General features: G+C 61.5%; 22 protein-coding genes. 15 read left to right on the top strand and 7 right to left on the bottom strand.

Annotated features, from left to right (window positions below; genetic code table 11):
• Positions 1–7: 7 nt before the first annotated feature.
• Both murI and AC1D11_RS08580 read right to left on the bottom strand, forming a co-directional pair.
• Positions 8–811 (bottom strand): glutamate racemase, encoded by an 804-nt coding sequence (gene murI, locus AC1D11_RS08585; RefSeq protein ID WP_477649583.1) that lies wholly within the window; start codon positions 809–811, stop codon positions 8–10.
• Positions 808–2,358, bottom strand: a complete 1,551-nt coding sequence (locus tag AC1D11_RS08580; protein ID WP_477649584.1) for a fumarate hydratase — start codon at positions 2,356–2,358, stop codon at positions 808–810. Before AC1D11_RS08580 ends, murI begins: the two co-directional genes overlap by 4 nt.
• Before the next feature lie 184 nt (positions 2,359–2,542).
• On the opposite strand from AC1D11_RS08580, the gene fumC reads away from it, so the two are divergent.
• The 4 genes from fumC to nhaA all read left to right on the top strand — a co-directional run bounded on the left by fumC (position 2,543) and on the right by nhaA (position 7,142).
• Positions 2,543–3,934 (top strand): class II fumarate hydratase, encoded by a 1,392-nt coding sequence (fumC, locus tag AC1D11_RS08575; protein WP_477649585.1) that lies wholly within the window; start codon positions 2,543–2,545, stop codon positions 3,932–3,934.
• A 103-nt stretch (positions 3,935–4,037) separates the two neighbouring features.
• Positions 4,038–4,166, top strand: a complete 129-nt coding sequence (locus tag AC1D11_RS08570) for a hypothetical protein (RefSeq protein WP_477649586.1) — start codon at positions 4,038–4,040, stop codon at positions 4,164–4,166.
• A gap of 378 nt (positions 4,167–4,544) precedes the next feature.
• Positions 4,545–5,879 (top strand): oxalate/formate MFS antiporter, encoded by a 1,335-nt coding sequence (gene oxlT, locus AC1D11_RS08565; protein ID WP_477649587.1) that lies wholly within the window; start codon positions 4,545–4,547, stop codon positions 5,877–5,879.
• A gap of 69 nt (positions 5,880–5,948) precedes the next feature.
• Entirely contained in the window at positions 5,949–7,142 is a 1,194-nt protein-coding gene (gene nhaA / locus AC1D11_RS08560) for a Na+/H+ antiporter NhaA (RefSeq protein ID WP_477649588.1), read from the top strand.
• 20 nt (positions 7,143–7,162) lie between these two features.
• Here nhaA and AC1D11_RS08555 read toward each other — a convergent pair whose 3' ends face one another.
• Positions 7,163–7,777, bottom strand: a complete 615-nt coding sequence (locus tag AC1D11_RS08555; protein ID WP_477651054.1) for a YqhA family protein — start codon at positions 7,775–7,777, stop codon at positions 7,163–7,165.
• A 148-nt stretch (positions 7,778–7,925) separates the two neighbouring features.
• Here AC1D11_RS08555 and acs point away from each other — a divergent pair, with 148 nt between their 5' ends.
• Positions 7,926–9,923 (top strand): acetate--CoA ligase, encoded by a 1,998-nt coding sequence (acs, locus tag AC1D11_RS08550; protein ID WP_477649752.1) that lies wholly within the window; start codon positions 7,926–7,928, stop codon positions 9,921–9,923.
• A gap of 189 nt (positions 9,924–10,112) precedes the next feature.
• Here acs and AC1D11_RS08545 read toward each other — a convergent pair whose 3' ends face one another.
• Positions 10,113–10,427, bottom strand: coding sequence for a c-type cytochrome (locus tag AC1D11_RS08545; protein ID WP_457280326.1), 315 nt, complete (start codon positions 10,425–10,427; stop codon positions 10,113–10,115).
• 123 nt (positions 10,428–10,550) lie between these two features.
• Between AC1D11_RS08545 and AC1D11_RS08540 the strand changes: the two genes are divergently transcribed.
• Entirely contained in the window at positions 10,551–10,796 is a 246-nt protein-coding gene (locus AC1D11_RS08540) for a TIGR04438 family Trp-rich protein (RefSeq protein ID WP_477649753.1), read from the top strand.
• Positions 10,797–10,924: 128 nt separating this feature from the next.
• On the opposite strand, the gene ilvD is transcribed toward AC1D11_RS08540, so the two are convergent.
• Positions 10,925–12,625, bottom strand: a complete 1,701-nt coding sequence (gene ilvD / locus AC1D11_RS08535) for a dihydroxy-acid dehydratase (RefSeq protein ID WP_477651055.1) — start codon at positions 12,623–12,625, stop codon at positions 10,925–10,927.
• 135 nt (positions 12,626–12,760) lie between these two features.
• On the opposite strand from ilvD, the gene AC1D11_RS08530 reads away from it, so the two are divergent.
• Positions 12,761–13,732: a LysR family transcriptional regulator gene (locus AC1D11_RS08530; RefSeq protein WP_477651056.1), complete on the top strand. Its 972-nt coding sequence runs from the start codon at positions 12,761–12,763 to the stop codon at positions 13,730–13,732.
• Here the strand turns inward: AC1D11_RS08530 and AC1D11_RS08525 are convergent.
• Positions 13,719–14,228: a DUF4124 domain-containing protein gene (locus AC1D11_RS08525; RefSeq protein ID WP_477649756.1), complete on the bottom strand. Its 510-nt coding sequence runs from the start codon at positions 14,226–14,228 to the stop codon at positions 13,719–13,721. The genes AC1D11_RS08530 and AC1D11_RS08525 overlap by 14 nt on opposite strands.
• 92 nt (positions 14,229–14,320) lie before the next feature.
• Here AC1D11_RS08525 and lgt point away from each other — a divergent pair, with 92 nt between their 5' ends.
• From lgt to AC1D11_RS08490, 7 genes are all read left to right on the top strand, one after another.
• On the top strand, positions 14,321–15,157 hold the full coding sequence (lgt, locus tag AC1D11_RS08520) for a prolipoprotein diacylglyceryl transferase (RefSeq protein WP_477649757.1): 837 nt from the start codon (positions 14,321–14,323) through the stop codon (positions 15,155–15,157).
• Positions 15,158–15,456: 299 nt separating this feature from the next.
• Positions 15,457–16,125 (top strand): GntR family transcriptional regulator, encoded by a 669-nt coding sequence (locus tag AC1D11_RS08515; protein ID WP_477649758.1) that lies wholly within the window; start codon positions 15,457–15,459, stop codon positions 16,123–16,125.
• Positions 16,122–17,600 (top strand): malonyl-CoA decarboxylase domain-containing protein, encoded by a 1,479-nt coding sequence (locus AC1D11_RS08510; protein WP_477649759.1) that lies wholly within the window; start codon positions 16,122–16,124, stop codon positions 17,598–17,600. The genes AC1D11_RS08515 and AC1D11_RS08510 overlap by 4 nt, the downstream gene beginning before the upstream one ends.
• Positions 17,601–17,661: 61 nt before the next feature.
• Positions 17,662–19,788, top strand: coding sequence for an alpha/beta hydrolase domain-containing protein (locus AC1D11_RS08505; protein ID WP_477649760.1), 2,127 nt, complete (start codon positions 17,662–17,664; stop codon positions 19,786–19,788).
• 55 nt (positions 19,789–19,843) lie between these two features.
• Complete coding sequence (locus AC1D11_RS08500; protein ID WP_477649761.1) at positions 19,844–20,827, top strand: Bug family tripartite tricarboxylate transporter substrate binding protein; 984 nt, start codon at positions 19,844–19,846, stop codon at positions 20,825–20,827.
• 7 nt (positions 20,828–20,834) lie between these two features.
• On the top strand, positions 20,835–21,665 hold the full coding sequence (locus AC1D11_RS08495; protein WP_477649762.1) for an enoyl-CoA hydratase/isomerase family protein: 831 nt from the start codon (positions 20,835–20,837) through the stop codon (positions 21,663–21,665).
• Complete coding sequence (locus AC1D11_RS08490; RefSeq protein WP_477651058.1) at positions 21,652–23,184, top strand: malonate--CoA ligase; 1,533 nt, start codon at positions 21,652–21,654, stop codon at positions 23,182–23,184. Before AC1D11_RS08495 ends, AC1D11_RS08490 begins: the two co-directional genes overlap by 14 nt.
• 9 nt (positions 23,185–23,193) lie before the next feature.
• Here AC1D11_RS08490 and AC1D11_RS08485 read toward each other — a convergent pair whose 3' ends face one another.
• Positions 23,194–25,329 (bottom strand): acyl-CoA dehydrogenase, encoded by a 2,136-nt coding sequence (locus AC1D11_RS08485; RefSeq protein ID WP_477649764.1) that lies wholly within the window; start codon positions 25,327–25,329, stop codon positions 23,194–23,196.
• Positions 25,330–25,573: 244 nt separating this feature from the next.
• On the opposite strand from AC1D11_RS08485, the gene AC1D11_RS08480 reads away from it, so the two are divergent.
• Complete coding sequence (locus tag AC1D11_RS08480) at positions 25,574–26,737, top strand: extracellular solute-binding protein (protein WP_477651059.1); 1,164 nt, start codon at positions 25,574–25,576, stop codon at positions 26,735–26,737.
• The last annotated feature ends 97 nt before the right edge of the window (positions 26,738–26,834 follow it).

The following is a 26,834-nucleotide window of genomic DNA, read 5'->3' as shown; positions in this document are numbered from 1 at the left end:
TGCGGTGCTATAGCTGCAGGTCCAGCCAGCGTCGCGCGGCTGCGTTCAGCGCCTCCTGCTGACCCGTTGTCAGCAAAGTGATGTGGCCGGGTGCGTCGCCTCGCCGCAACTGCCCGGCGGCTTCGAGCAAACGGCGGGTCTGCCGCGCGACCGGCTCGCCGGTTTCGATCAGGCGGACATCGGGGCCGACCAGCGCCTGCAGCGTGTCCCATGCGAAGGCGTAATGCGTGCAGCCCAGTACCAGGGTGTCGACCTGCCCGGCCTGGCCGCCGAAAGACCCGATCGCCTGCGTGTATTGCTCGCATAGCGCGCCGATCCGCGCCACATCGTGGTTCTGGATCGCATCGGCCAGGCCGTCGCAGGGCTGCAGGATGAATTCCGCTTGGTCTTTCAGCGAGTCGTGCAAGGCGCGTAGCTTGGCGCTGGTCATCGTGACGCGCGTCCCCATCACACCGATGCGGCCCGTCTTGCTCAGGGCAACGGCTGGCTTGAGTGCCGGCTCGACGCCGACCAGCGGCAAGTCCGGGTGCTCGGTTCGTATGAGGTGAACGGCGGCCGCCGTCGCGGTATTGCACGCGATCACCAGTGCCTTGATCGCATGCTCTTCGCGCAATTTGCGCACGACGGCGCGCGTGCGCTCAATGACAAAAGCGTCGCCGCGCTCGCCATAAGGCGCGAAGCCCGCGTCGGCCAGGTAGACGAAGGACTCCGCGGGCAATTGGGCCCGCAATGCCTTGAAGACGCTAAGGCCGCCCACGCCGCTGTCGAACACGCCGACCGGCCGGTCGACGCCGGCATGGCCTTCGCTCACGCGGCTGCGACGGGAATGTTTTTGAACTCGCCGGTGGCGATTTTCTTTTGCCACTCGGCTGGGCCGGTGATGTGCGCGCTGGTGCCGCCCGCATCCACCGCCACGGTCACCGGCATGTCGACCACGTCGAATTCGTAGATCGCTTCCATGCCCAGATCGGCAAAGCCCACGACCTTGGCGGTCTTGATGGCCTTGCTGACCAGGTAGGCAGCGCCGCCGACGGCCATCAGGTAGGCGCTCTTGTGCTTCTTGATGGCTTCGATGGCGACCGGGCCGCGTTCGGATTTGCCGATCATCGAGATCAGGCCGGTCTCGGCCAGCATCATTTCAGTGAAGCCGTCCATGCGGGTGGCGGTGGTGGGGCCGGCAGGTCCTACGGCTTCATCACGAACCGGGTCGACCGGGCCGACGTAGTAGATGACGCGGTTGGTGAAATCCACCGGCAGCTTTTCGCCCTTGCCCAGCATGTCTTGAATGCGCTTGTGCGCGGCGTCGCGGCCGGTCAGCATCTTGCCGTTGAGCAGCAGGGTCTGGCCTGGCTTCCAGCTGGCAACTTCTTCCTTCGTGAGCGTATTGAGATCGACTTTTTTGCTCTTCTTGTAGTCGGGCGTCCAGTTCACGTTGGGCCAGAGATCCAGCGAAGGCGGGTCGAGGTAGACCGGGCCGCTGCCGTCCATCACGAAGTGCGCGTGGCGCGTGGCGGCACAGTTTGGGATCATCGCGACGGGCTTGCTGGCTGCATGCGTCGGGTACATCTTGATCTTGACGTCGAGCACGGTGGTGAGGCCTCCCAGGCCTTGCGCGCCTATGCCCAGCGCGTTGACCTTCTCGAACAGTTCGAGCCGAAGCTCTTCGGTCTTGGTCAGTTTGGCGCCTGAGGACGACTTGGCCTGCAACTCGTACATGTCGAGGTCGTCCATCAGGCTTTCCTTGGCCATCAGCACGGCTTTTTCGGCGGTGCCGCCAATGCCTATGCCAAGCATGCCGGGCGGGCACCAGCCGGCGCCCATGGTGGGCACGGTTTTCAGCACCCAGTCGACCACCGAGTCACCAGGGTTGAGCATGACCATCTTGCTTTTGTTTTCGCTGCCGCCGCCTTTGGCCGCTACGGTCACGTCGATCTTGTTGCCGGGCACCAGCTCGGTGAAGATCACGGCCGGCGTGTTGTCTTTGGTGTTTTTGCGGTCGAACTGCGGATCGGCCACCACAGAGGCGCGCAAGGTGTTGTCGGGGTGGTTGTAGCCGCGGCGCACGCCTTCGTTGATGGCGTCGTCAATGCTGCCGGTGAAGCCTTCCCAGCGCACGTCCATGCCGACTTTGAGGAACACGTTGACGATGCCGGTGTCCTGGCAGATCGGGCGCTGGCCCGTCGCGCTCATCTTGCTGTTGGTGAGGATCTGTGCAATCGCATCCCTGGCGGCCGGGCTTTGCTCGCGCTCATAGGCGCGCGCCAAGTGGGCGATGTAGTCGGTGGGGTGGTAGTAGCTGATGTACTGCAGGGCAGCGGCTACGGATTCGATGAGGTCGGCTTGCTTGATCGTGGTCATGGTGGGTCGTCGTTATGAGGGCGTTTCGGGAACATTTCGGGCAAACCCCACAATTATCCGCCCTTGGGCGGGCGACTCGGGCATGTCGGGCGAGAGGATCCAAAACCCTTCAGATGAGAATCTTTCTCGTCTGCGGTCATACTAGGACTCTTCACCATCTTTTTTTGACGTGCAGGATATTTCCATGACGACAAGCAGCACGCGCACGGAGCGCGACACCTTTGGCCCTATCGAGGTGCCGGCCAACAAACTCTGGGGAGCGCAGACGCAGCGCTCGCTGCAGAATTTCGACATCTCGGGGGAGCAGCAGCCTCGCGAAATCATCAAGGCGCTGGCGCAGGTCAAGCGCTCATCGGCCAGGGTCAACCATGCGTTGGGCCTTCAGGACGAGAAAAAAACAAAGGCCATTGTGGCCGCAGCCGACGAGGTGATCGCGGGCGGGCATGCGGACGAATTCCCCCTGGTGGTCTGGCAAACCGGCTCGGGCACGCAGACCAATATGAACGTCAACGAGGTGCTGGCCAACCGCGCCAGTGAAATCCTGGGCGGCGAGCGCGGCGAAGGCCGGCTGGTGCACCCTAACGACGATGTCAACCGCAGCCAGTCGTCCAATGATGTTTTTCCCACCGCCATGCATGTGGCCGCTGTGGAGGCCATGACCCACAAGCTCCTGCCAGCGATTGCGAAGTTGCGCGCGACGCTGGCGCAAAAAGCCAAAGACTTCGACAGCATCGTGAAGATTGGACGTACCCATCTGCAGGATGCGACGCCACTCACTCTGGGCCAGGAGTTCTCGGGTTATGTCGCGCAACTGGACCATGGCGAAAAGCATGTGCGTGCCGCGTTGCCGCACCTGTATGAACTGGCACTCGGCGGTACTGCCGTTGGTACGGGGCTGAATGCACCGAAGGGGTATGCGGAGCAAGTGGCGGCCGAACTGGCCACGCTCACAGGCCTGCCTTTTGTGACCGCACCCAACAAGTTCGAGGCGCTGGCCTCGGTGGACGGACTGGTGCATGCGCACGGCGCCCTCAAGACACTCGCTGCCAGCATGATGAAGATTGCCAATGACGTGCGCTGGCTCGCCAGCGGCCCGCGCAGCGGCATCGGTGAACTCAGCATTCCCGAAAATGAGCCCGGCTCGTCCATCATGCCGGGCAAGGTCAACCCGACGCAGAGCGAAGCCGTCACCATGCTGGCGGCGCAGGTGTTCGGCAACGATGTGGCCATCAACTTCGGCGGTGCCTCGGGTAACTTCGAGCTCAATGTGTTCCGGCCTATGGTGGCGCACAACTTTTTGCAAAGCGTGCGCCTGCTGGCCGATGGCATGGTGAGCTTTAACGACCACTGCGCCGTCGGCATTGAGCCGAATCGCGAACGCATCGCCGAGCTGGTTGACCGCTCGCTGATGCTGGTGACGGCGCTCAACACGCACATCGGCTATGACAAGGCAGCCTTCATCGCAAAAAAGGCCCACAAGGAAGGCAGCAGCCTGCGCGATGCGGCGCTGGCCTCCGGTCATGTCACGGGCGAGCAGTTTGATGCCTGGGTGCGGCCTGAAAACATGGTGGGCTGACGCTGGCCACACCCGTTTCGGGGGTGGTTAGCGGATGGGTTGAGTGGATTAAGGGTTTACCCTATGATCGTGTCCGTAGATGTTCACGCCACAAAGGAAATTCATGACTGCCTTCGCCCTGTACTTGACGATTGCCCAGCCCGCAGCCAAAGCGCGCGTACGCCTTGTGCTGCGTGAGTTGATTGCTGCTACGCCGCTGTCTATTTTTATCAGCGCGCTGCGAGCCCGCTAATCTGATTGCTGCGGGGCTGTTTGCGCCGTCGGCAGTAGACCGCACCACGCGGTTGCTTTTTTTCTTCCGCTTTCTTTTCAGTGCCCTCTGGGCCCGGTGCAATGCCGGGCACCTGCTAATCCCGCATTGCGCGCTCATGCTCAGCGCCGCTAACACGCACACTCCCCATCCTGTAAATCAAATCCATCGCAGTGGCCGGGGTTTGGCATAGCGATTCTTTCAATTCGCTTTCGTTTTTTTGAGCGATGTGTAAAGTTTTTTTCAAACTTGATCGCGGTCAATGGGCTCATAAATGTCCGCTCTCACAATCCGCTCACAACAACAGCATCAACGATTGCAATTGCAATTTCCACGGCATAAAAGCGACAGGAGACATCAATGACATACGCCAACACGGCCACCCCCGCGCCATCCCGCGCCCATCGCTGGATACAACTTCTCTTGGGCATCGTCTGCATGGCGATGATTGCCAACCTGCAATATGGCTGGACCCTTTTTGTGAATCCCATTGCCGACAAGTACGGCTGGAGCAAGGCCGCCATTCAGGTGGCCTTCACGATTTTTGTGTTGACCGAAACCTGGCTCGTCCCGATTGAAGGCTACCTGGTTGACCGTTTCGGGCCACGTCCGGTGGTCATGGTCGGCGGCATTCTTTGCGGCATCGGTTGGGTGATCAACTCTTTCGCCGATTCGCTGATGCTGCTTTATATCGCAGCTGCGATCAGCGGCATTGGCGCGGGCGCGGTGTACGGCACTTGCGTCGGCAACGCCTTGAAGTGGTTTCCGGATCGCCGCGGCCTGGCTGCGGGCCTGACAGCCGCGGGCTTCGGTGCGGGGTCCGCGCTCACCATTCTTCCGATCTCGGCCATGATCAAGGGCAGCGGCTACCAGTCTGCCTTCCTGTACTTCGGGATCATTCAGGGCGTGATCGTATTTGTCGTGTCGTTCCTGCTGACGCGGGCACCGGCGAACCTGGCCAAGAGCGGCTCGATCTCCACGATCAATGTGCAGCAGAGCCGGCGCGACTACACACCGTCCGAAGTCCTGCGTTCACCGGTGTTCTGGGTGATGTACGTCATGTTCGTGATGGTGGCGGCCGGCGGGCTGATGGCTACGGCCCAGCTCGGACCTATCGCCAAGGATTTCAACGTCGGCGACGTGCCCGTCAGCATCATGGGCCTGGCGCTGCCGGCTCTCACATTTGCCCTGGCCATTGACCGCGTGCTCAACGGGCTTACCCGTCCGTTCTTTGGTTGGGTGTCGGACCAGATCGGCCGTGAAAAGACGATGCTGATCGCCTTTGGCATCGAGTCGGTGGGCATCCTGGCTCTCTACCAGTTTGGCCATAACCCGGTTGCCTTCGTGGTACTGACGGGCATGGTGTTCTTCGCCTGGGGCGAGATCTACAGCCTCTTTCCATCGACCTGCGCCGATACCTTTGGCTCCAAATACGCTGCGTCCAATGCCGGTCTGCTTTACACCGCCAAGGGTACGGCGTCGCTGCTGGTTCCACTGTCCAGTGTGCTCACCGCGATGACCGGCAACTGGCACGCCGTCTTTATTGTTGGCAGCGTCATGAATGCGATTGCGGCGCTGATGGCCTGGTATGTGCTGCGCCCGATGCGGCGAGCCGAGATGGAAAAGGCCGTGCTGCCTGCAGCTGCTTCCGACAAGGCTGCCAGCTTCGGTCCTCTTCCGCAGTCCGCGCAATAAAGAGCAGGATTGCGGCCTGGAGCCTGCAGCGGGATGGGCCGCCATTTTGCGGGTCTGGGACAATAGGGCATGCTCAAGTTTGTCCACCGCATCCTCAACCAGTTCATCAATTCGCAATCGCTTTCGGGCGTGGTGCTGGCGCTGGCCGCTGTGGCTGCGCTGGTGTTGAGCAACTCGCCATGGGGTGAGGCTTACAACCGGTTTGTGCAACTGCCAGGGGAGCTGCGGGTAGGCGGTGATCTGCTGGTGCTCTCCAAGTCGTTATTGCATTGGGTCAATGACTTGTGGATGGCGGTGTTCTTCTTTCTGGTGGGCCTGGAGATCAAGCGCGAATTGATTGAGGGCGAACTGGCCTCACCTGCGCAGGCGCTGTTGCCGGCAGGTGCCGCGTTGGGCGGTATGGTGGCGCCGGCGCTCATCTACATGGTGATCAATGCCGGCGACCCGGTCGCGATGCGAGGCTGGGCGATTCCGGCTGCCACCGACATCGCCTTTGCGCTGGGCATTCTGGTGTTGCTGGGTAGCCGCGTGCCGGCATCACTCAAGGTGTTTTTGACCGCTGTCGCCATCATTGATGACCTGGGTGCCATCCTGATCATTGCGTTTTTCTACACTGAGGGTTTGTCGGTCATGGCGTTGTTGGCCGCCGGGATCGGTGGGTTGCTCTTGCTGGCCTTTAACCGGGCTAAGGTGATGGCCATAGGGCCCTACGTGGCAGTGGGCCTGGTGATCTGGCTCTTTGTTTACAAGTCCGGCATTCATGCAACGCTGGCGGGCGTCATTACCGCGCTGGCGATTCCCCTTTCAGACGGCAAAGGCGGCTCGCCGCTTAAAACAGCTGAACATACGCTGCACCCCTGGGTGGCTTTTGCTGTGTTGCCCATGTTTGCCTTCGCCAATGCAGGGGTGTCCCTTCAGGGTGTGACGCCAGGAACGCTCCTTCAAAGCGTGCCCCTGGGCATCGCCGCAGGCCTGCTGGTAGGCAAGGCTGTCGGCGTGTTTGGCGCTTCCTGGCTGTTGATCCGCTTTGCCGGTGCCCGCTTGCCTGCAGGGGCGGGCTGGAGCCAGTTTTTCGGTGTCTGCCTGCTGTGTGGCGTGGGCTTCACCATGAGCCTTTTCATCGGTGCGCTCGCTTTCGCCGGCCAGGATGCGGCATACGAGACGCAACTGAAGCTGGGTGTGCTGTGCGGTTCGTTGTTGTCAGGGGTGCTGGGTGCACTGATGCTGCTGCGCACAAGCGCTGCCGAAAAGGCGCCGGGCTAGGACCGCCCGGCGTGACGCGGTCAGTGCTTTTGTGCGGCGATCGCGGACATGATCTTGTCGGTGTAGGCGATCGCAATCGCCGACAACAGGAAGGTGATATGGATCACCGTTTGCGCGATCAGGACCTTGTCGGTGTAGTTGTCGGCGTTGATGAACGTCTTCAGCAGGTGGATGGAGCTGATACCGATGATGGCCGTGGCCAGCTTGACCTTCAATACCGAGGCGTTCACGTGGCTCAGCCATTCGGGCTGGTCGCGGTGGCCTTCGAGGTTCATGCGGCTCACAAAGGTTTCGTAGCCACCCACGATTACCATGATCAAGAGGTTGGAGATCATCACCACGTCGATCAGCGCCAGCACCACCAGCATGATGACCGTTTCGTTGAGCGACACGACGGGTATGGCGGTCTTGTAGCCTATGCTGGTGATTAGTGCCTGCAACGCGGTCTGGCTCCCGAATGCGGCTTCAATCAGGTGCCACAGTTCCACCAGAAAGTGCACCACGTAGACGGCCTGCGCGGCGATGAGGCCGAGGTAAAGCGGCAGTTGCAGCCAGCGGCTGGCGAAAATCAGGTTGGGCAGCGGGCGCAGGGGTGAGATTTTGGCAGGGGCAGGGGATTGAGTGGGTTCAGTCATGATGGCGTAAGCTGGGGTTTGCGGCATTGTAGGGGGAGCGCAGATACCCCTTCAATTGCAGAAGTTGTAAGGTTCAAGCCAGTCAGTGGCTTGTAAGTGCGGCAGAAGACAGTACCACGCATTCAGTGACAAACAGGAGACAAAACCAATGAGCGCCCCTTCATCCGCGATCGAATCCACCCTGGTTGAAAATCGCATCTTTCCGCCGACACCGGCCACTGTAAAGGCCGCGCGTATTTCGGGTATGCCGGCTTACCAGGCGCTGTGCACCGAAGCCGAGAAGGACTTTGAAGGGTTTTGGGCTCGCCTGGCGCGCGAAAACCTGAGCTGGAAGAAGCCCTTCACCCAGACACTGGATGAGTCCAATGCTCCGTTCTACAAGTGGTTTGCCGATGGTGAACTCAACGCTTCCTACAACTGTCTGGACCGCCATCTGGGCACGCCGGTCGAAAACAAAAAAGCCATCATCTTTGAAAGCGACGACGGCAAGGTCACCAACGTCACTTACAAAGAATTGCATGCCAGGGTCAGCCAGTTTGCGAGCGCGCTGAAAGGCGCCGGCATCAAAAAGGGCGACCGCGTCATCATCTACATGCCAATGACGGTCGAAGGTGTGGTGGCCATGCAGGCTTGCGCGCGCATAGGCGCCACGCATTCGGTGGTTTTCGGCGGCTTTTCGGCCAAGAGCCTTCAGGAGCGTATTCAGGATGCTGGTGCGGTCGCCGTCATCACCGCCAACTACCAGTTGCGCGGCGGCAAGGAGTTGCCACTCAAGGCCATCGTCGATGAAGGCATCGCCATGGGCGGCTGCGAGTCGATTAAAAACGTGATCGTCTACCAACGTACGGCCACCGCCTGCAACATGGTGGCTGGCCGCGACAGCCTGATGCACGAGATCACCGCCAGGGCAGCTCCGGTGTGCGAGCCCGAGTTCGTCGGCGCGGAGCACCCGCTTTTTATCCTTTACACCTCGGGCTCGACCGGCAAGCCCAAGGGCGTGCAGCACAGCACCGGTGGTTACCTGCTCTGGGCCAAACTCACCATGGACTGGACCTTCGACATCCAGCCCGCCGACGTGTTCTGGTGCACCGCCGACATTGGCTGGATCACCGGCCACACCTACGTGGCCTACGGTCCGCTGGCTGCCGGCGCAACGCAGATCATCTTTGAAGGAATACCGACCTTCCCGAATGCGGGCCGCTTCTGGCAGATGATCGAAAAACACAAGGTCACGATTTTCTACACGGCGCCTACGGCTATCCGTTCATTGATCAAGGCTGCCGAGGCTGACGAGAAGGTGCATCCGGCCCGCTCCGACTTGAGCAGCCTGCGCATCCTGGGCTCTGTTGGCGAACCGATCAACCCCGAAGCCTGGATGTGGTACTACAAGAACGTGGGCGGCGAGCGCTGCCCCATCGTGGACACCTTCTGGCAAACCGAAACCGGTGGCCACATGATCACGCCGCTGCCCGGCGCCACGCCGCTGGTGCCCGGCAGCTGCACGCTGCCATTGCCCGGCATCATGACTGCCATCGTCGACGAAACCGGCAAGGATCTCCCCAATGGCGCGGGCGGCATGCTGGTCGTCAAGCGGCCCTGGCCCTCCATGATCCGCACCATCTGGAACGACCCGGACCGCTTCAAGAAAAGCTATTTCCCCGAAGAAATGGGCGGCACGATTTACCTGGCCGGCGACGGGGCAGTGCGCAATGTCGACAACGGCTATTTCCGCATCACCGGCCGCATCGATGACGTGCTGAATGTGTCGGGCCATCGCATGGGCACCATGGAAATCGAATCGGCGCTGGTAGCGCACTCTACGCTGGTGGCCGAGGCCGCCGTGGTGGGGCGTCCTGATGACTTGACGGGTGAGGCCATTGTGGCCTTTGTAGTGCTCAAGCGTTCACGCCCGACGGGTGAGGAAGCCAAAGCGATTGCCAAGGAGCTGCGCGACTGGGTGGGTAAAGAAATCGGCCCGATCGCCAAGCCCAAGGACATTCGCTTTGGCGACAACCTGCCCAAGACCCGAAGCGGCAAGATCATGCGCCGCCTGCTGCGCGGCATCGCCAAGGGCGAGACCATCACCCAGGACACCTCGACGCTTGAAAACCCTGCCATTCTCGATCAGCTGTCTGAAAAGCAGTGATTGAGAACGTGGCGTAGCCGCGTCAGCGAAGCTGGGGCAGGGTTGGGGGACACTCATATCGCGAAGCGATGTGACGTGGCCACAAAACCCTGCCATTCTCGATCAGCTGTCTGAAAAGCAGTAGTTCTGAAGCCGGCATAAAAAAAGCCCGTCATTGACGGGCTTTTTTTATGGGCCTAAAGCCCTCGGTTATTTCTGGGTCAGGATCCAGGCGACCAGCTTTTTGGCTTCGTCTGGGCTAACCTGGGCGTTGGCTGGCATGGGCACCGGGCCCCAGACGCCTGAACCACCCTTGATGACTTTGGCGGCCAGCTTGTCGGCTGCGTCTTTTTGCCCTGCATATTTGGCTGCGACATCCTTGTAGGAGGGCCCAACCAGTTTCTTGTCAACGGCGTGGCAAGCCATGCAGTTTTTCGCGGTTGCCAGTTGCAAATCCGCCAGTGCAGGGGTTGATACTGCAAAAACTGCAGCCATGGAAGCGATGACCGAAAGAATGCGTTTCATGGATTGTCCTCGTGGGGAGTTATGGATTCGGTTACAGTCAATTAACGTCATTGTAGTGGTGCCGGTTGACCGGGTTTCAAGGGTTGACCCGGCCAGACCACCACACATTCAGAGGAGTTACAGATGTTTTTTCTATTGGTTGGAATTGTTGCGTTGGCACTGAAGTATCTCGAAATCGGGCCCGTTGCCACATTAAGCTGGTGGATTGTGCTTTCTCCATTCGTGCTTGCAGCCCTCTGGTGGTGGTGGGCGGATGCATCGGGCTATACCAAGCGCAGGGAAGTGGACAAGATGGACAAACGCAGGCAAGACCGCATTGACAAACAGCGCGACGCCATGGGTATGCTTTCGGCGAAGAAAAAGAAATAGCCCGATACCGCACAACCAGCTGATACGCCAGTCAATTTACCCGGTTTTTGCAACTGGCAGCTGGTCTCAAAGCAAAGAGCCCGTGAAATCTGTAACTTCACGGGCTCTTTGCTTTTCAGTGGATCAACTCAATAGTCGTCTAGCACCGCACCCTTGCTGGCGCTTGATGCATTAAAAGCAAACTTGGCCTGCACACCGCGGGTATAGCGTGGCGCTGGGGCTTTCCAGCCGACCTTGCGTTTGGCCAATTCGGCGTCACTGATATTCAGCTGTAACAGGAGTTGCTTCGAATCGATGGTGATCGAATCGCCTTCATTGATGAAGGCGATATTGCCGCCGGCGGCGGCCTCGGGTGCAACGTGGCCAACCACCATGCCCCATGTGCCGCCCGAGAAGCGGCCGTCGGTGATCAGGCCCACGCTCTCGCCCAGGCCGGCACCGATCAGCGCGCCGGTGGGGGCCAGCATCTCAGGCATGCCGGGGCCGCCCTTGGGGCCGAGATAACGCAGCACCATCACATCGCCGGCCTTGATCTTGCCGGCCAGGATGGCTGCCAGCGCTGACTGCTCGTCATCAAACACGCGGGCCGGGCCGGTCATGACCGGGTTTTTCAGGCCGGTGATCTTGGCCACGCAGCCTTCGGGTGAGAGATTGCCCTTCAGGATGGCCAGGTGGCCCTGGGCGTACATGGGTTTGTCGATGGGGCGGATCACGTCCTGGTCTGCGCGCGGAACTTCAGGCACATCCTTGAGCGTCTCGGCGATGGTCTGACCGGAGATCGTCAGGCAATCGCCATGCAGCAGGCCGGCGGCCAGCAGTGTTTTCATGACCTGTGGAATACCGCCGGCGCGGTGCAGATCCACGGCGAGGTATTTGCCGGAGGGCTTCAAATCGCACAGTACTGGCGTACGCTGGCGCACGCGCTCGAAATCATCAATCGACCACTCGACACCGGCCGTGTGGGCGATGGCCAGGAAGTGCAGCACAGCGTTGGTGGAGCCGCCGGTTGCCATGATCACGGCGACCGCGTTTTCAATCGACTTCTTGGTGACGATGTCACGCGGCTTGATGTCCTTCTTGATCGCTTCAACCAGAACCTTGGCCGACTCTTTGGCCGAGTTCATTTTCTCGTCATGCGGATTGGCCATGGTGCTGGAGTAGGGCAGCGAAATTCCGAGTGCTTCAAAAGCGCTGGACATGGTGTTGGCCGTGTACATGCCGCCGCAGCTGCCGGTGCCCGGAATGGCGCGGCGCTCGATCTGCAGCAGGTCTTCGTCGCTCATGCGGCCGGCGGCGTTTTCGCCCACAGCTTCAAACACGCTGACGATGTTGAGGTCTTTGCCTTTGTAGGTGCCCGGCAGGATGGTGCCGCCATAGACGTAGATCGCCGGCACGTTGGCGCGCAGCATGCCCATCAGGCCACCGGGCATGTTCTTGTCGCAGCCACCAACTACCAGCACGCCGTCCATCCACTGACCCTGCACGCAGGTCTCGATGCAGTCGGAGATCACTTCGCGGCTCACGAGGGAGTACTTCATGCCCTCGGTGCCCATGGCCATGCCGTCGGAAATCGTGGGGGTGCCGAATACCTGCGCGTTGCCGCCAGCTTCCTCGATGCCGGCAATTGCCGCGTCGGCCAGTTTTTGCAGGCCGCTGTTGCAGGGCGTGATCGTGCTGTGCCCATTGGCCACGCCGATCATGGGTTTCTTGAAATCGTCGGCCTCGTAGCCCATGGCGTAGTACATGGAGCGGTTGGGCGCGCGCGATTTGCCCTCGGTGATGTTCCTGCTGCGTGGGTTGGCAACGATGTTGACGGTTTTGGTTTCCATGGGGTGTCTCGTTGGTGTTGGCTACTTTGGCTTGCCCGTGCTTGACCTTGGGCATGCATCGGGAGAAATAGAGTATGCGTGCTTTGATTGATTCTTTCCAATCCATTATTCATCATCTATTAATATGTATGGCATATGAAAGATATTCTCGGCACCACGGGCATGGCTTCCCGTAAATCGCCCTTGATCGAGCTTCGCCTGTGGCGTCAGTTTCTGGCCGTGGCCGGGGAGCTTCACTTCGGCCGCGCTGCCAAAAGCCTCAACATGACCCAGCCGCCGCTCACGCAGGCCATTGCGCAGCTGGAGGCACATTTGGGCCTCAGATTGTTCGACCGCACCAAGCGCAGCGTGCAGCTCACGACGGCAGGTGCTGCCCTGGTGCCCGAAGCGCGTGACCTGCTGACACGTGCGCTGGCTCTTCCAGCATATGCGCGCGCCAGCGCGGACGGCGAGGCCGGGCGCTTGCGGCTGGCTTTTGTGTCTACGGTCGGTTTTGAGTTGTTGCCGCGTTGGGTGCTGGCCTTTCGCGAAAAATACCCCAAGGTACAGCTGGAATTGATAGAGGCGACCGGCGACGTGCAGCTGCTGGCTTTTGAGCGCGGAGAGATCGACGCGGGCTTCATGTTGCATTCCCCTGGTTTCGCGCCGCCAGGCCTGGCCTGCCGGCGCATCAGCCAGGACCCGCTGGTGGTGGCGCTACCGGGGCAGCACTTGCTGGCAAGCAAGGCTACGCTTGCGCTCGCTGATCTGCTGGGCGAGCCTTTAGTGATCTTTCCGCGGCGAATCGTTCCGTCACTCTATGACGCGATTTTTGCGATGTATCACGCCGCAGGGCAATTGCCGCAGGTTGCCCAGGAAGCCATCCAGATGCAGACCATCGTGAACCTGGTATCCGCCGGGCTCGGCGTGGCCTGGGTTCCCGAGAGCGTGCGGCAGTTTCAGCGCCCTGGCGTGGTGTATCGCAGCCTGCCTGCTGGCAGGCCGTCCAGGCGTAGCGGTGTGCGGGGCGCTTCGGCCGTGGTGCCTGGTTGTGAGACCAGTCTGGTCTGGCCGCGGGCCAGCGCCAACCCGGCGCTTGCTCGCTTTATCGCCTTCATCGGCGCATAGACCGCTCAAGGGCTTCTTCCCGTTCGCGTTGCCGGCGCGCCGCCACCGCGTTTTGCTGCTGCTGCTTTTCTACTGGGGTGAGTTCGCGCTGCTCCATTCTTCGTTGGGCTATTTCGCCGGCACTGCTGCAGCGGGCGCCGTGGTTGGCTTCGCAATCCGCAATGATCTTTTTGTCGGAGGTCGGTGCAGTCGTGGGCGTGCCCTTGCGCAGCCCTGCTAACGGCCAGGGCTGGGAGGTCGTGCCCGAATTGGTGCTGCCCGAAGTGGCGCGTGCATTTGCCGCTGCGTTTTCGGCTGCCCAATCCTTGGGTGCCGCCGCAGGGGCTGGTGCGCGGACGATGAGTTTTTCACTATTACCACTGCCGGTAGCGCAGGGTGTTTGCGAAAACACCTTTTTGCCGGCTGAATCAAGGCACTGGTAGACCTGCGCCACAGCGGGTTGCATGCACAACAAACCCAAGCCTGAAACAACGGTAAAACAGAATAAATGACGCATGGTGTGATCCACGTACGGCGGTGCTCCCAGTTTAATCGGGCGGACTCGCTGTAAGCCCCCTCCTACGAGCCCCGCATGCAAAAATACGGCCCATGCTTATTCATCCGCAAATCAACCCGGTTGCCCTGCAGTTGGGTCCCCTGGCCATCCATTGGTATGGCCTGACATATCTGGCGGCTTTTGGCCTCTTCTTCTTCCTGGCCACGCGGCGCCTTCGCCACGAGCCCTATGCGTCCATCACTGGCCCCGGCGCCTGGTCGCGCAGGGACATTGAAGACATCCTGTTCCTGGGCGTCATGGGGGTGGTGATCGGGGGGCGGCTCGGCTACTGCCTTTTTTACAAACCCGGTTACTACCTGTCGCATCCGCTTGAGATCTTTTTTGTGTGGCAGGGCGGCATGAGCTTTCACGGCGGGATGCTGGGTGTCCTGGCCTCGCAATGGTGGTTTGCGCGCTCGCGCCAGCGGCCGTGGCTGCAGGTGATGGATTTTGTGGCGCCTTGTGTTCCAACGGGGTTGGCGGCGGGGCGTGTCGGCAACTTCATTAACGGCGAACTCTGGGGGCGCTTCAGCGACCCTGCTTTGCCCTGGGGCATGGTATTTCCGGGCAGCGGCGCCATGCAGCCGCGTCACCCCTCACAACTCTATCAATTCCTGATGGAGGGTTTGTTGCTGTTCGTACTGCTCTGGCTGTACGCGCGCAAGCCGCGTAAGGTGGGGCAGGTCTCAGGGGCCTTCCTGGTCGGCTACGGCGTATTTCGTTTCATCGCCGAGTTTTTCCGTGAGCCCGACGACTTTCTGGGCATCCTCGCCCTGGGCATGAGCATGGGCCAATGGCTTTGCGTGCCCATGATCGCAGCGGGTGTCTGGCTCTGGGTGTGGGCTTCCCGGCAGGGTCAACCCCGAAAATCCATCGCAGGCAGCTATTGAGTGGCGATGGCTCCGGGCGACAAGACTGCCGGGCGCCCTGATCCTCTCGCTTCGGGAGTGAGGGTTTCCCCCTGTCGTTTTCGGGCACAGGTCGCTTGCCCGGATGCTTTTTTACTTTCATAATTACGTGTAATTACTTGAAATTACCACCGAAATTCTCTGAAGGCTCAAAGGCTACCTGGGGTAGCTATATGGCAACAAGGTGGGGTTTCGGGGCATGCTGAGCCACCATAACTGCAAGGTTCGGGTGGAACTCTCGTGTATTGGGTTCATTGCGTCAGCCGGTCAAGGGGTCTGTCATGCGTCTGGTCCAGAGTTCATTGCATCAAGAGGTCGCCAATACCCTGCGGGAGCAGATCTTTGCGGGCCAGCTGGCGCCCGGGAGTTTTCTGGATGAGGTCGCGCTGTGCGAGCGCCTGGAAATCTCCCGCACGCCACTGCGCGAGGCGCTCAAGGTACTGACCTCGGAAGGGCTGCTGCGCCACGAACCCCGGCGGGGGTGCTTTGTCAATGAGGTAACCGAGCAAGACCTGGACGACATTTTCCCGGTCATCGCCTTGCTGGAGGGGCGCTGCGCCTATGAGGCGGCACGCAATGCCACCGACGCCGATCTGGCTGCGCTCACTACCCTGCATGAGCGGCTTAACGGCCACGCCAAAGCCGGGCGGATCAATGACTATTACGCGACCAATTTCGCTATTCACGAGGCCATCATCCTGCTGGCCAACAACCGCTGGCTCGCGCAGGCGATTGCCGACCTGCGAAAAATATTGAAGCTGGCGCGGCTCCAGCAGTTGCACGCGCCAGGGCGGCTGGCGCAAAGCCTGTCCGAACACATGACGGTGTTTGCGGCCCTCAAAAGCCGTGACAGCGAAGGTGCCGAAGCCGCCATGCGCACCCACCTGACGCGCCAGCGCGAAGCGCTGCGTGACCTTTCCCGCAGCCAGCGCTCCAGGGTGGCCTCATGAGCGCCGCAGACTGGCTCAGCCGCAATGTTTCGCGGCTCACGGCAGGCGAGAAAAGCCTTACGGAAAAAACGGCTGCAGGGCAAGCAGACCGTGCGCAAGCAGCTACAAAAAAGATAGCAACGAGCGTCGAGTTGCCTGCGCGAAGCACGCACGAGAGGCTTCAGGCAACTTTGAGCCACAAAGATGAAGCGCTGTCGCCGCGCGTACTTCGCCGCACCTTGCAGGAGCTGCAGGCCATCATCGACCCACGCGTGAGTGAGGTGGAAGGCGGCCGGCGCGCCATGGCCATTGCGGCCTGGTACCAGGGCGCCACCCCGGCTCGCCGGCGCGACCTGTGGATGCTGATGAGTGAGCAGTTCGTCGCCAATCCGCAGAAGGTCAAGGCTGCGCAGGCGCAGTTTGCGGCTGCCGTGGGCACACCCGAAGAGGCCGTGGCCGAGGTGCGTTACCGCCGTGCCACAGTCTCGCCGCGCCGGCGTCTGCTGCAACGCTTCAGCGTCTATCCGGGCGGCATCCAGTTCCTGGTCGAGATGCGTGCCGACATGCAGCCCAGCCTCAAGGCCGACAAGCGCTTGCTGGCCCTGGATGTCGAAATGGAATACATGTTCTCGACATGGTTCGATGTCGGTTTCCTTGACCTGCGCCGCATCACGTGGGATTCACCGGCATCACTGATCGAAAAGCTGATCAAGTATGAAGCGGTCCATGACATCAAGGGATGGGCCGACGTCAAAAACCGGCTGGACAGTGACCGTCGCTGCTACGGCTTCTTCCACCCGCGTCTTCCAGAGGTGCCGTTGATTTTTGTCGAGGTCGCGATGGTCGAGACGATTGCAGGCGACATCATGCCTTTGCTCGATGAGCTGGCTGCGCCCTCGGATCTGAGCCGTGCGACCACTGCGATTTTTTATTCCATCAGCAATACGCAAGCCGGCCTGCGCGGCGTGAGCTTTGGCGATTCACTGATCAAGCGCGTGGTGGAGACCCTGAAAGAGGAGTTTCCCAAGCTAAAGACCTTTGCCACCCTTTCGCCTATTCCGGGGTTTCGCAGCTGGCTGGGCAAGAACGCGGCTGCCATGCTGGAAACGCTGGGAGACAAGGAGCTTGCCGCGTTGGGACGGGCGGTGGGGTTTGAGCCGCCCACTGCAGGGCACCTGCTGACCGCCGCAGAAAACCCACTGGCCCTCACCGAAAAGTCGCCGGTGCGAAAGATGCTGCTGCACTGCGCCGCCCATTACCTGGGCCGGGCCCTGGAAGAGGGCAAGCCGCTGGACCCGGTAGCACGCTTTCATCTGGGCAACGGGGCGCGCGTGGAACGCATCAACTGGGCGGGCGACCCGACGCCCAAAGGGCTCAGGCAATCCTACGGCCTGATGGTCAATTATCTCTATGACCTCAAGCGCCTGGACAAGCATCGCGCCTTGCTAGCCCAAGGAAAGGTGGCAGTTTCCGGCGCTATTGAATCGCTTTTGTAGTTGTTGCAGTTGCAGACGAGCAGTAGACAGATGTAGACAGAAAAAAACGAAGGAGACAGACATGAGACCCGTTCACCTGATGGGAAGGCTGGCGCTTGCGTCGCTGGCTGCCGTGTTTTTGCTGGGACATTCCGTCCAGGCCCGCGTCACGCGGATCGTGATTGACGAAACCGTTCCCCTGGCGGCGGACCTGTCGGGTGGCGTGGCCTTTGAGCAGATTGCCGGCCGCGCGTTCGGCGAGCTGGACCCCAAGGCGCCTGGCAATGCCATCATCCAGGACATTGAACTGGGCAAAGAGGCCGATGGCAAGGTGCGTTACGTGGCCACCTTTGTGTTGACCAAGCCGGTTGATTCGTCCAGGGCCAGCGGCCTGATGTGGCATGAGGTGCCCAACCGTGGTTTGCGCCGGCCTAATGTGGTGCAGGAGCGTGCGCTGGGTGACATCGACCTCACAAGCGCCTGGCAGGGCGACAACGCCGGCGCCACCATGGTGCGGGCCACTGCTGCGGTCGAGCTTCCGCACTGGCTCAAGGTGCCGGTGGCAAGAAACGCCGATGGTTCGCCCGTCACCGGTGAGGTGTTTGGCCGCATCGTCAATCGCACCGGCCCGGGTTCGCAACCGCTGGTTGTGCAAACAAATCCTGTTCCGTACAGGCCCATGAGCCTGGACACGCGCCAGTCGCGCCTGGTTTCGCGCACGGCTGAATCCACCCGCGGCGATGTGACCGGCGAGTCAGTGATTCCTTCTACCGACTGGGCCTGGGCAAAATGCGATGCGGCAAACCCTTTTCCCGGCGTACCTGATGCCACGCAGATCTGCCTGAAGAACGGCTTCGATGCCAGCAAGCTTTACCAGGTGGTGTTCAAGGCCGCCGATCCTTACCTGCTGGGCGTGGGCTTTGCCGCCTGGCGCGATATGGGGGTGTTCTTCAAGACGGCCAGGGCCGATGACGCCGGCACACCGAACCCGGTGGCTGGGGTGGTGACCCACAGTATTGGCCGGGGCGTCTCGCAGTCCGGCAACTTTCTGCGTGGCTGGCTGCACCTGGGCTTTAACCAGGACGAAGCCGGGCGCCAGGTGCATGACGGCCTCTGGCCCATCATTGCGGGCCGGCGCATCGCGCTGAACTTTCGCTGGGCGCAGCCCGATGGCGTGCTGGAGCTGTACCAGGCGGGCAGTGAAGGGCCGCAGTGGTGGGCACGCGCGGCCGACCCGGTGCGCGGTGGGCCGCCTGCCGGCATTCTTGATCGTTGCGAAGCCAGCAAGACCTGCCCGAAAATCGTCGAGCACTTTGGCTCGGCCGAGGTCTGGGCCTTGAAACTTACACCCGAATGGGTGGGTACCGATGCCAGGGTCGACCTGCCTCTGCCTGACAACGTGCGGCGCTATTACATTGCCAGCTCCAGCCACGGCGGTGGGGCAGGGGGCTTCGACACCAGCCTGCCGGGCGCGGGCCTGCCTATTGCGGGCGCCAGTTGCCCAGGCAACAATTTCGGCACGGGTGTATTGCCTGCCAACCCGGTGCCGCATACCGAAACCGTGAACGCGCTGCGCGTGCACTTTCGTAACTGGGTGATGCGCGGCACCGAGCCACCGCCCAGCCGCTGGCCTACCCTGGCGCCGCGTGCGGGCGAGCCGCGCGGCACGCTGGCGCTGGCTGCCAAGGAAGGCATCGGTTTTCCCACGCTGCCGCAGTTGCGCCCCACGGTGCCCGAGCCAGACTTCATCATGCCGGTGCTCGACTATGACTGGGGCCCCGCGTTCAACCCTGCCGATGGCTCGGGCGTGGCATCCAATGCGCCGCCACCCATCCGCCGGGTGCTGCCCATGCTGGCGCCGCGTGTGGATGCCGACGGCAATGAGCTGGGCGGCGTGCCGGTGGTGCTGCTGGAAGCGCCGCTGGGCACCTACCTGGGCTGGAACATCACGGCGGGCGGCGCCCGGCCGTTCCACCAGGGGCAGATCTGCAATTACGTGGGCGGCATGGTGCCCTTTGCACGCACGGCGCAGGAGCGCAGTGCCAACGGCGACCCGCGCCTGTCGCTACAGGAGCGCTACGGCTCGCACGAGGGCTATGTGGCCGCCGTACGTAAAGCCGCCGAGAAAGCGCAGGTCCAGGGTTTCCTGCTGGCCGAAGACGCGGTGCGCTTAATCAAGGTTGCCGAAGCCAGCGCGGTGCTGCGCTGAAGGCGATTTTTAACGAATATCATCCCGTAGTAAAACCCACCAAAGGAGACAAACCATGAATTCAATCAACCGGCGCGACGTCCTGCGCATCGCTGCGGCCAGTGCCGCAGCCGCATCACCCCTGTTGCATGCGCAGTCAGCCTGGCCCACCAAGCCAGTGACGATGATCGTGCCGTTTCCAGCCGGCGGCGGTACCGATGCATTCGCACGGCCCCTTTCGGCGCAGTTCGCCAAACTCACAGGCAAGCAGCTCATCATCGACAACCGCGGCGGCGCCGGCGGCACGCTGGGGGCCAGTATCGCTGCCAGGGCCCAGCCCGACGGTTATACGCTCTTCATGGGCGCAGTGCACCATACCATCGCGCCCTCGATGTATCCCAAGCTGGACTACGACATCGAGAAAGATTTTGCGCCACTGGCCCTGATGGCCAACGTGCCGCAGGTGCTCGTGGTCAACCCCCGCAACTTGCCGTTCACCGACTTCAAGGCCTACCTTGAAGCCGTGCGCAAGGCGCCGGGCAAGTACAACTACGGCTCGGCCGGCGCGGGCACTTCGCACCACCTGGCTGGGGAGTTGTTCAAGCAGCAGACCAAGACCTTCATCACCCACATTCCCTACCGCGGCGCGGGCCCGGCCCTGCAGGATTTGATTTCCGGCAATGTCGACATGATGTTTGACGGCCTGGGTTCTTCCGCCAACCATATCAAGGGCGGCCGGATCAAGGCGCTCATGGTGTCGGGCACGAAACGCAACCCGGCTTTCCCGGATGTGCCTTGTGCCGGCGAACTCGGCCTGCCCAACTACACCGTGACCACCTGGTACGGCATGTGGGCGCCCAAGGGCACGCCGGCAGACGTGCAGGCGCGCATCGTTGAAGATCTGCGCAAAGCCGCCACCACCGACGAGCTCAAAGCCATCTGGGCCAACAACGGCGCGGACTTCGGCAATCTCACGCCGCAGCAATTCGGCGCGTTCGTGAGTAGCGAGGTCAAACGCTGGTCAGCCGTGGTGAAAGCCTCCGGCGCCAAACTCGAATGATGTGTGAATGACCGGTGCCGTTTTACTGGAAGTGAAGGGCCCCGTTGCCTTTGTGACGCTGTCCCATCCCGGCAAGCTCAATGCCATGTCTCGCGCCATGTGGCGCGAGTTGCGTGCGGTGTTTGAGCGCATCCAGCAAAGCGCAGCGTTGTGTTGCGTGCTGGTGCGGGGAGAGGGCGGGCAGTTTTGTGCGGGCGGCGACATTTCCGAATACGCCGGCTTTCGCTTTGAAGAAGCGGGCCTGCGCGCGTTTCATGAAGACGATGTATGGGGCGGCTTGCAGGCCATGCTGGACTGCGACGTCCCCATCGTCGCGCAGATCGAAGGCAACTGTATGGGCGCCGGCGTTGAAATTGCCAGTTGCTGCGATATCCGCATTGCCGGCGACACGGCAAGGTTTGGTGCGCCCATCGCGAAGCTCGGCTTCCCGATGGCGCCGCGCGAGGCTGCGCTGGTGATGCGCGCCGCCGGAGAGCTGACCGCTCGGGAGATGCTGCTTTCGGCTGCCGTTCTGGGGGCCGCCGAGATGAAGCAGCGCGGCTTTCTCAACCAGGTTGCGCCTGGCCAGGACGTCGGGGCCCTGGTCATGGCTTGCGTGGATCGCACCTGCGCCCTTGCGCCTGGCGCCGCCCGCCTGAATAAACAGGCATTCAGGGCTCTGGCGCCCACTGGATCTGTGCAACCAGCTACTGATTTGATAGCAACGGCCTACCGTTATGCACCTTCTGCCGAGCACCGCGAAGGTATTGCCGCTTTCACTGAAAAACGCCCACCCCGGTTTGATCGCCGGGCGGCCGAAATTCCAACCATAGCCAGCCTGACCCATGAAAAACCATAACCTGTTTGCAGCGCTTCGAGCCGCGTTTCCTTCTTCGCTCAATGAAGTCGCCGTCGAAACCGACAACGGCCTTTGCTATTCGTGGCGCGACCTCGAACGCGGCACGGCGATGATGGCCAACCTGCTGGCTTCGCTGGGGTTACCTGAAGGGGCCAGGGTGGCGGTGCAGGTTGAGAAGTCGGTGGAAGCCATGATGCTCTACCTGGCGACACTGCGCGCGGGCTATGTATTTTTGCCGCTCAACACTGCCTACCAAAGCGCCGAGATCGAATACTTCGTCGGTAACGCCGAACCTTCCGTCATGGTCTGCAGCAGCAAGAATTTTGGCTGGGTCAGCAAGATCGCCTTCAAGGCCGGCACACAAAACGTCTTCACGCTGGACGATGACCGCACAGGCTCGCTGCTGGATCGCGCGGCGCATTGCAGCGACCAGCATGAAGTGGTGGCACGGCAGGCGGACGACCTGGCCGCCATCCTCTACACCAGCGGTACCACGGGCCGCAGCAAGGGCGCCATGCTTTCCCACGGAAACATGCTGAGCAATGCGCTGGTGCTCAAAGAGGCCTGGGGCTGGAAAAAAGGCGATGTGCTGATCCATGCCCTGCCGATTTTTCATGTGCACGGCCTCTTCGTTGCCATTCATGGGGCACTGATCAACGGCAGCAAGATGATCTGGCTGGCCAAATTTGACCCCAAGCTGGTGGTGAAAAAGCTGCCCGAAGCCACGGTGTTCATGGGCGTTCCCACGCTGTATGTGCGCCTGTTGGCCGAGCCGGGGCTGACCCGCGAAGCCTGCCGCAACATGCGGCTCTTTGTGGCGGGCTCGGCGCCTTTGCTGATCGAGACCTTCAACGAGTGGAAAGAGCGCACCGGCCACACAATTCTGGAACGCTACGGCATGTCGGAAACCGTGATGCTCACGTCCAACCCCTACCAGGGCGCCGAGCGGCGCGGTGGTACGGTGGGCTTTGCGCTGCCGGGTGTCAGCCTGCGTGTGCAGGACGAAGGCGGCGACTCATTGCCGGCCGGTGAGATCGGCGGCATCCAGGTCAAGGGCCCGAATATTTTCAAGGGCTATTGGCGCATGCCGGAGAAGACCAAAGAAGAGTTCACCGCAGACGGCTACTTCAAGACCGGCGACGTGGGCAAGATCGACGAGCGCGGCTACATCGTCATTGTGGGCCGCAGCAAGGACCTCATCATCAGCGGCGGCTACAACGTCTATCCCGCCGAAATCGAAGGCTATATCAACGACATGCCTGGCGTGGCTGAAAGCGCGCTGGTCGGTGTGCCGCACCCGGATTTCGGCGAGGTCGGCGTGGCCGTCGTGATCGCCAAGCCGGGCGTCGTGCTCGAGGGCAGCAGGATTGTGGGCGAACTGAAATCGAAGCTGGCCAACTTCAAGATTCCCAAGCACTGCTTTGTGGTCAGCGAATTGCCGCGCAACACCATGGGCAAGGTACAGAAGAATTTGCTGCGTGAGCAGTACAAGGGGTTGTTTACCCGGGCCGCGGCTTAAGAACAGGTTCTAAGGCGCAAAGTCGTCGACCTGGATCACCTTGTCGGCGGCGCGCAAATAAGCCAACGCCAGGTCCGGGCGGCTTGAGGCTTTCGCGGCGCGCTCCATGGACTGATTGCTGCGCACGGCCTTGTTCAGCGCCACGGTTTCTTCGCCGAGCTGCGTTGCCAGATCCAGCGCATCCATCAGGTCGCGCAGCCCGCCGCTGGTCGGTGTGGCCAGGTCAGGGCACAGGCGCTTGACGACAGCGGGGCTGGTGCGCAGGAGTTTGGCCAGCTCCAGCAACTGAACATCGCGTAGCGGTGCCAGGCGCGTGCTGCCATTCAGCACCATCGCACCCACTACACGCCTGAGGGGCGAAGGAAAGTTGGCGTAGAGCGCTTCCAGCGCATCGCCAGCTTCGTCGAGTTGCACGCGGATGGCGGCGCGCGCCACCGGCAGCATGTCCGCATCCTTTTCGAAGGCATAACGCCAGAGGCTGGCGCTGGCCATGTAGAGATGGGCCAGCACATCGCCCAGCCGGGCCGACAGCAGCTCCATGCGCTTGAGCTTGCCGCCCAGGAGACCCATGGCCAGGTCGCAGGTCAGTGCGTACTGGCTGCTCAGGCGGGCGATCAGTCGGGCTTCTTTTTCCAGGCCCGTGGGAGGCGAGCCTCGCAGGGGTGCACCGGCGATGCTGTGCCAGAAGTTACGCAGCACGTGCCCGCCATGGCCGATCAGCGCTTTCCCCAGCGCCTGCGCATCGTTGCCCTGCACGGCTTGCATTTCCTTCATCACGTAGGGGTGGCAGCGCACCGCGCCTTGCCCAAAAATGATCAGCGAGCGGGTCAGGATGTTGGCGCCTTCCACGGTGATGGCAATAGGCGCGCCGCGGTAAGCCACCGACAGCAGGTTGGATGGCCCCTGGATGATCCCCTTGCCGCCCAGGATGTCCATGCCGAGGTTGACGGCGCGCCGGCCGGCCTCGGTCAGGTGCACTTTCAGGATGGCGCTGGCCACGCTGGGCTGCTCTCCTTTGTCGAGCACGGCAGCGGTGTAGCGGCGTGCCGCATCGGTTGCATACAGCTCGCAGGCCATCTCCGCAATCACGCCGGCGATCGCGTCGAAGCGGCCAATAGGCAACCCGAATTGCTCTCGCACCTGGCCGTAACCGTTGGCCACGAAGAGCGCAGTTTGCTGCATGGCCGAGCCAAGCGCCGGCAAGGAAATGGCTCGCCCCGCCGCCAGGCATTCCATCAGCATGCGCCACCCCTGGCCGACCTGCTGCTCGCCGCCGATGATCCAGTCCATGGGGATGAAGACTTCCCGGCCTTCGATGGGGCCATTCATGAAGGCGGCGTCCATGGGCCGATGGCGCCTGCCGATTTGCATGCCGGGCTGCGGCACCGGAATCAGCGCGCAGGTGATACCCAGGTTGCGCTGGCCTTCGGGCAGGGTTTCGTCCACCGCGTTGAAGGCCAGGCCCACCACGGTGGCGACCGGCGCCAGCGTGATGTAGCGCTTGGAGAAATTCACGCTGAAGCCGCGCACCATGACGCCGTCGATCTCCCGCTCGGTGAGAACACCCCTGTCTGGGATGGACGCGGCATCCGAGCCTGCATAGGGCGAGGTCAACCCGAAGCAGGGCAGGTCGCGGCCATCGGCGAGGCGTGGCAGGTAGTGCTCTTTTTGCGCCGCTGTGCCGTAGCGCAGCAGCAGTTCGGCCGGACCCAGCGAATTGGGCACCATGACGGTGACTGCGGCAGAAATATTGAGTGTGGCGATGCGCGTCACTACCGTGGCATGGGCGAAGTGGCTGAACCCGAGGCCACCCCATTCCTCGGGGATGATCATTCCGAAGAAGCGCCTGCCGCGCATGAAAGCCCAGACTTCGGCTGGCAGGTCGCCCGCCTGGTCGATGGCGAAATCGTCCAGCAGGGCGCATAGTGCACGGACTTCGTTATCCAGGAAAGCTTGCTCCCTGGCGGTCAGTACATTGGGGCCGGCCGCGAGCAGCGCATCAAAATCGGGCGTTCCCGCGAACAACCGGCCTTCGAAACCGACTGTGCCCGCTTCGAGTGCGGCCCGCTCGGTGTCGCCCATGGCGGGCAACGCGCGGGCAAAGGGCTTCATGGCGGCTTGGCCTAACCACTGGGTAAGTCCCATGGGTTTCTCCTGAGCTGAAAGTAAGGGAGTTGCCCTTAGCGTATGCAGCGCAGGCCATTTGGGCAGCCGTCCCTGGGCGTATCTGGCTGTAGGCGAATTGGCCCAGATGCCGGGCTGCCGTGGAGGCAAGCCCGGGGGAGAAAAAGTTCCCGCGGCCCTAGCCCTCTTATACAATTGCTCCGGTCTGATTTTTGCTTGAGTTTCCTGGTTTCACTTCCAAGTTTTAAGAGGAGTTGCGGACATTATGAAAAAGCATCTTGGGTATCTGGCGTTTTCAACCATCCTGCTGGCAGTGCTTGCCGGTTGCGGCAAAAAAGAGGAGGCGCCTGTCGCCGCCACTCCGGCCCCTGCCGCCAGCGCCCCGGCCGCTGCCCCCGCCGAAGAAAAGGTGCTCAATGTCTACAACTGGCCCGACTATGTCGCCAAGGACATGATTGCCAACTTCGAAAAAGAAACCGGCATCAAGGTCAACTACCAGACCTTTGAAAACAACGAAGCCCTGCACGCCAAGCTGGTGGCAGGCAATACCGGCTACGACATCGTGGTGCCGGGCGCCGTATTCGCCAAGCCGCAAATCGACGGCGGCCTGCTGGCAAAGCTCGATAAATCCAAGGTCGCCAACTACGGCAACCTCGACCCGGCCATCATGGAAAAGCTGGGCACCATCGACCCGGGCAATGCCTACCTCGTCCCCTGGGCCTGGAGCTTCACCACTGTTGGCATCAACAAGGCCAAAGTGACCAAGGCTCTGGGCTCCACCCCCATGCCTGAAAACGCATGGGACCTGGTGTTCAACCCGGTCTACACCGCCAAGCTCAAGTCCTGCGGTATTGCCTACCTGGATTCGCCGACCGAAGTGCTGCCGCCCGCCATGCACTACCTGGGCAAAAACGCCTATTCGAACGACCCGGCCGACCACAAGGCAGCCGCTGAAATGCTGGCCAAGGTGCGTCCACACATCCGCATGTTCTCCAGCACCATGATTGATGACCTGGCCGGCGGCAAGGCCTGCGTGGCCCTGGCCTGGGCCGGCGACATCAACATCGCCCGCGCCCGCGCCCTTGAAAACAAGAGCGGCAACGACGTCGAGGCCCTGTTGCCCAGCACCGGCGGCCTGATCTTCTTTGACACGCTGGCCATTCCGAAGGATGCCAAGCACCCGAACAACGCGCTGGCTTTCATTAACTACTCGCTGCGTCCCGAGGTATCTGCATCTCTGACCAACGAGCTGGGTTACGCCACCGCCAACAAGGCCAGCCTGGCCAACGTCAAGCCCGAGATCGCCAAGGACAAGGCGGTATTTCCCGATGCGGACAACCTGAAAAAAATGGTGTCTCCGGCCAGCTTCAGCAACGAAGCGCGTGAATCCATGAGCAACGTGTTCACTGCCTTCAAAAAAGGCAAGTGACGTTTTACTGATCTCTGGCAAGCGCTGATTTCAGTGTGACCCCGGCTGTGCATGCAATGTGTTGTGTGCGCAGCTTTTTTCTTGGTGAGAACCCCTG

Source organism: Polaromonas sp. P1_E11, assembly GCF_056405995.1.
The sequence above is the reverse complement of the archived record's forward strand: the minus strand, read 5'-3'. Positions and strand labels throughout refer to the sequence as shown.

Bases quoted from the DNA above. Each gene is read 5' to 3' on its own strand.
- AC1D11_RS08580 (WP_477649584.1), bottom strand. From the start codon at position 2,358: ATGACCACGATCAAGCAAGCCGACCTCATCGAATCCGTAGCCGCTGCC.
- fumC (WP_477649585.1), top strand. From the start codon at position 2,543: ATGACGACAAGCAGCACGCGCACGGAGCGCGACACCTTTGGCCCTATC.
- AC1D11_RS08570 (WP_477649586.1), top strand. From the start codon at position 4,038: ATGACTGCCTTCGCCCTGTACTTGACGATTGCCCAGCCCGCAGCCAAA.
- oxlT (WP_477649587.1), top strand. From the start codon at position 4,545: ATGACATACGCCAACACGGCCACCCCCGCGCCATCCCGCGCCCATCGC.
- nhaA (WP_477649588.1), top strand. From the start codon at position 5,949: ATGCTCAAGTTTGTCCACCGCATCCTCAACCAGTTCATCAATTCGCAA.
- AC1D11_RS08555 (WP_477651054.1), bottom strand. From the start codon at position 7,777: ATGACTGAACCCACTCAATCCCCTGCCCCTGCCAAAATCTCACCCCTG.
- acs (WP_477649752.1), top strand. From the start codon at position 7,926: ATGAGCGCCCCTTCATCCGCGATCGAATCCACCCTGGTTGAAAATCGC.
- AC1D11_RS08545 (WP_457280326.1), bottom strand. From the start codon at position 10,427: ATGAAACGCATTCTTTCGGTCATCGCTTCCATGGCTGCAGTTTTTGCA.
- AC1D11_RS08540 (WP_477649753.1), top strand. From the start codon at position 10,551: ATGTTTTTTCTATTGGTTGGAATTGTTGCGTTGGCACTGAAGTATCTC.
- ilvD (WP_477651055.1), bottom strand. From the start codon at position 12,625: ATGGAAACCAAAACCGTCAACATCGTTGCCAACCCACGCAGCAGGAAC.
- AC1D11_RS08530 (WP_477651056.1), top strand. From the start codon at position 12,761: ATGAAAGATATTCTCGGCACCACGGGCATGGCTTCCCGTAAATCGCCC.
- AC1D11_RS08525 (WP_477649756.1), bottom strand. From the start codon at position 14,228: ATGCGTCATTTATTCTGTTTTACCGTTGTTTCAGGCTTGGGTTTGTTG.
- lgt (WP_477649757.1), top strand. From the start codon at position 14,321: ATGCTTATTCATCCGCAAATCAACCCGGTTGCCCTGCAGTTGGGTCCC.
- AC1D11_RS08515 (WP_477649758.1), top strand. From the start codon at position 15,457: ATGCGTCTGGTCCAGAGTTCATTGCATCAAGAGGTCGCCAATACCCTG.
- AC1D11_RS08510 (WP_477649759.1), top strand. From the start codon at position 16,122: ATGAGCGCCGCAGACTGGCTCAGCCGCAATGTTTCGCGGCTCACGGCA.
- AC1D11_RS08505 (WP_477649760.1), top strand. From the start codon at position 17,662: ATGAGACCCGTTCACCTGATGGGAAGGCTGGCGCTTGCGTCGCTGGCT.
- AC1D11_RS08500 (WP_477649761.1), top strand. From the start codon at position 19,844: ATGAATTCAATCAACCGGCGCGACGTCCTGCGCATCGCTGCGGCCAGT.
- AC1D11_RS08495 (WP_477649762.1), top strand. From the start codon at position 20,835: ATGACCGGTGCCGTTTTACTGGAAGTGAAGGGCCCCGTTGCCTTTGTG.
- AC1D11_RS08490 (WP_477651058.1), top strand. From the start codon at position 21,652: ATGAAAAACCATAACCTGTTTGCAGCGCTTCGAGCCGCGTTTCCTTCT.
- AC1D11_RS08485 (WP_477649764.1), bottom strand. From the start codon at position 25,329: ATGGGACTTACCCAGTGGTTAGGCCAAGCCGCCATGAAGCCCTTTGCC.
- AC1D11_RS08480 (WP_477651059.1), top strand. From the start codon at position 25,574: ATGAAAAAGCATCTTGGGTATCTGGCGTTTTCAACCATCCTGCTGGCA.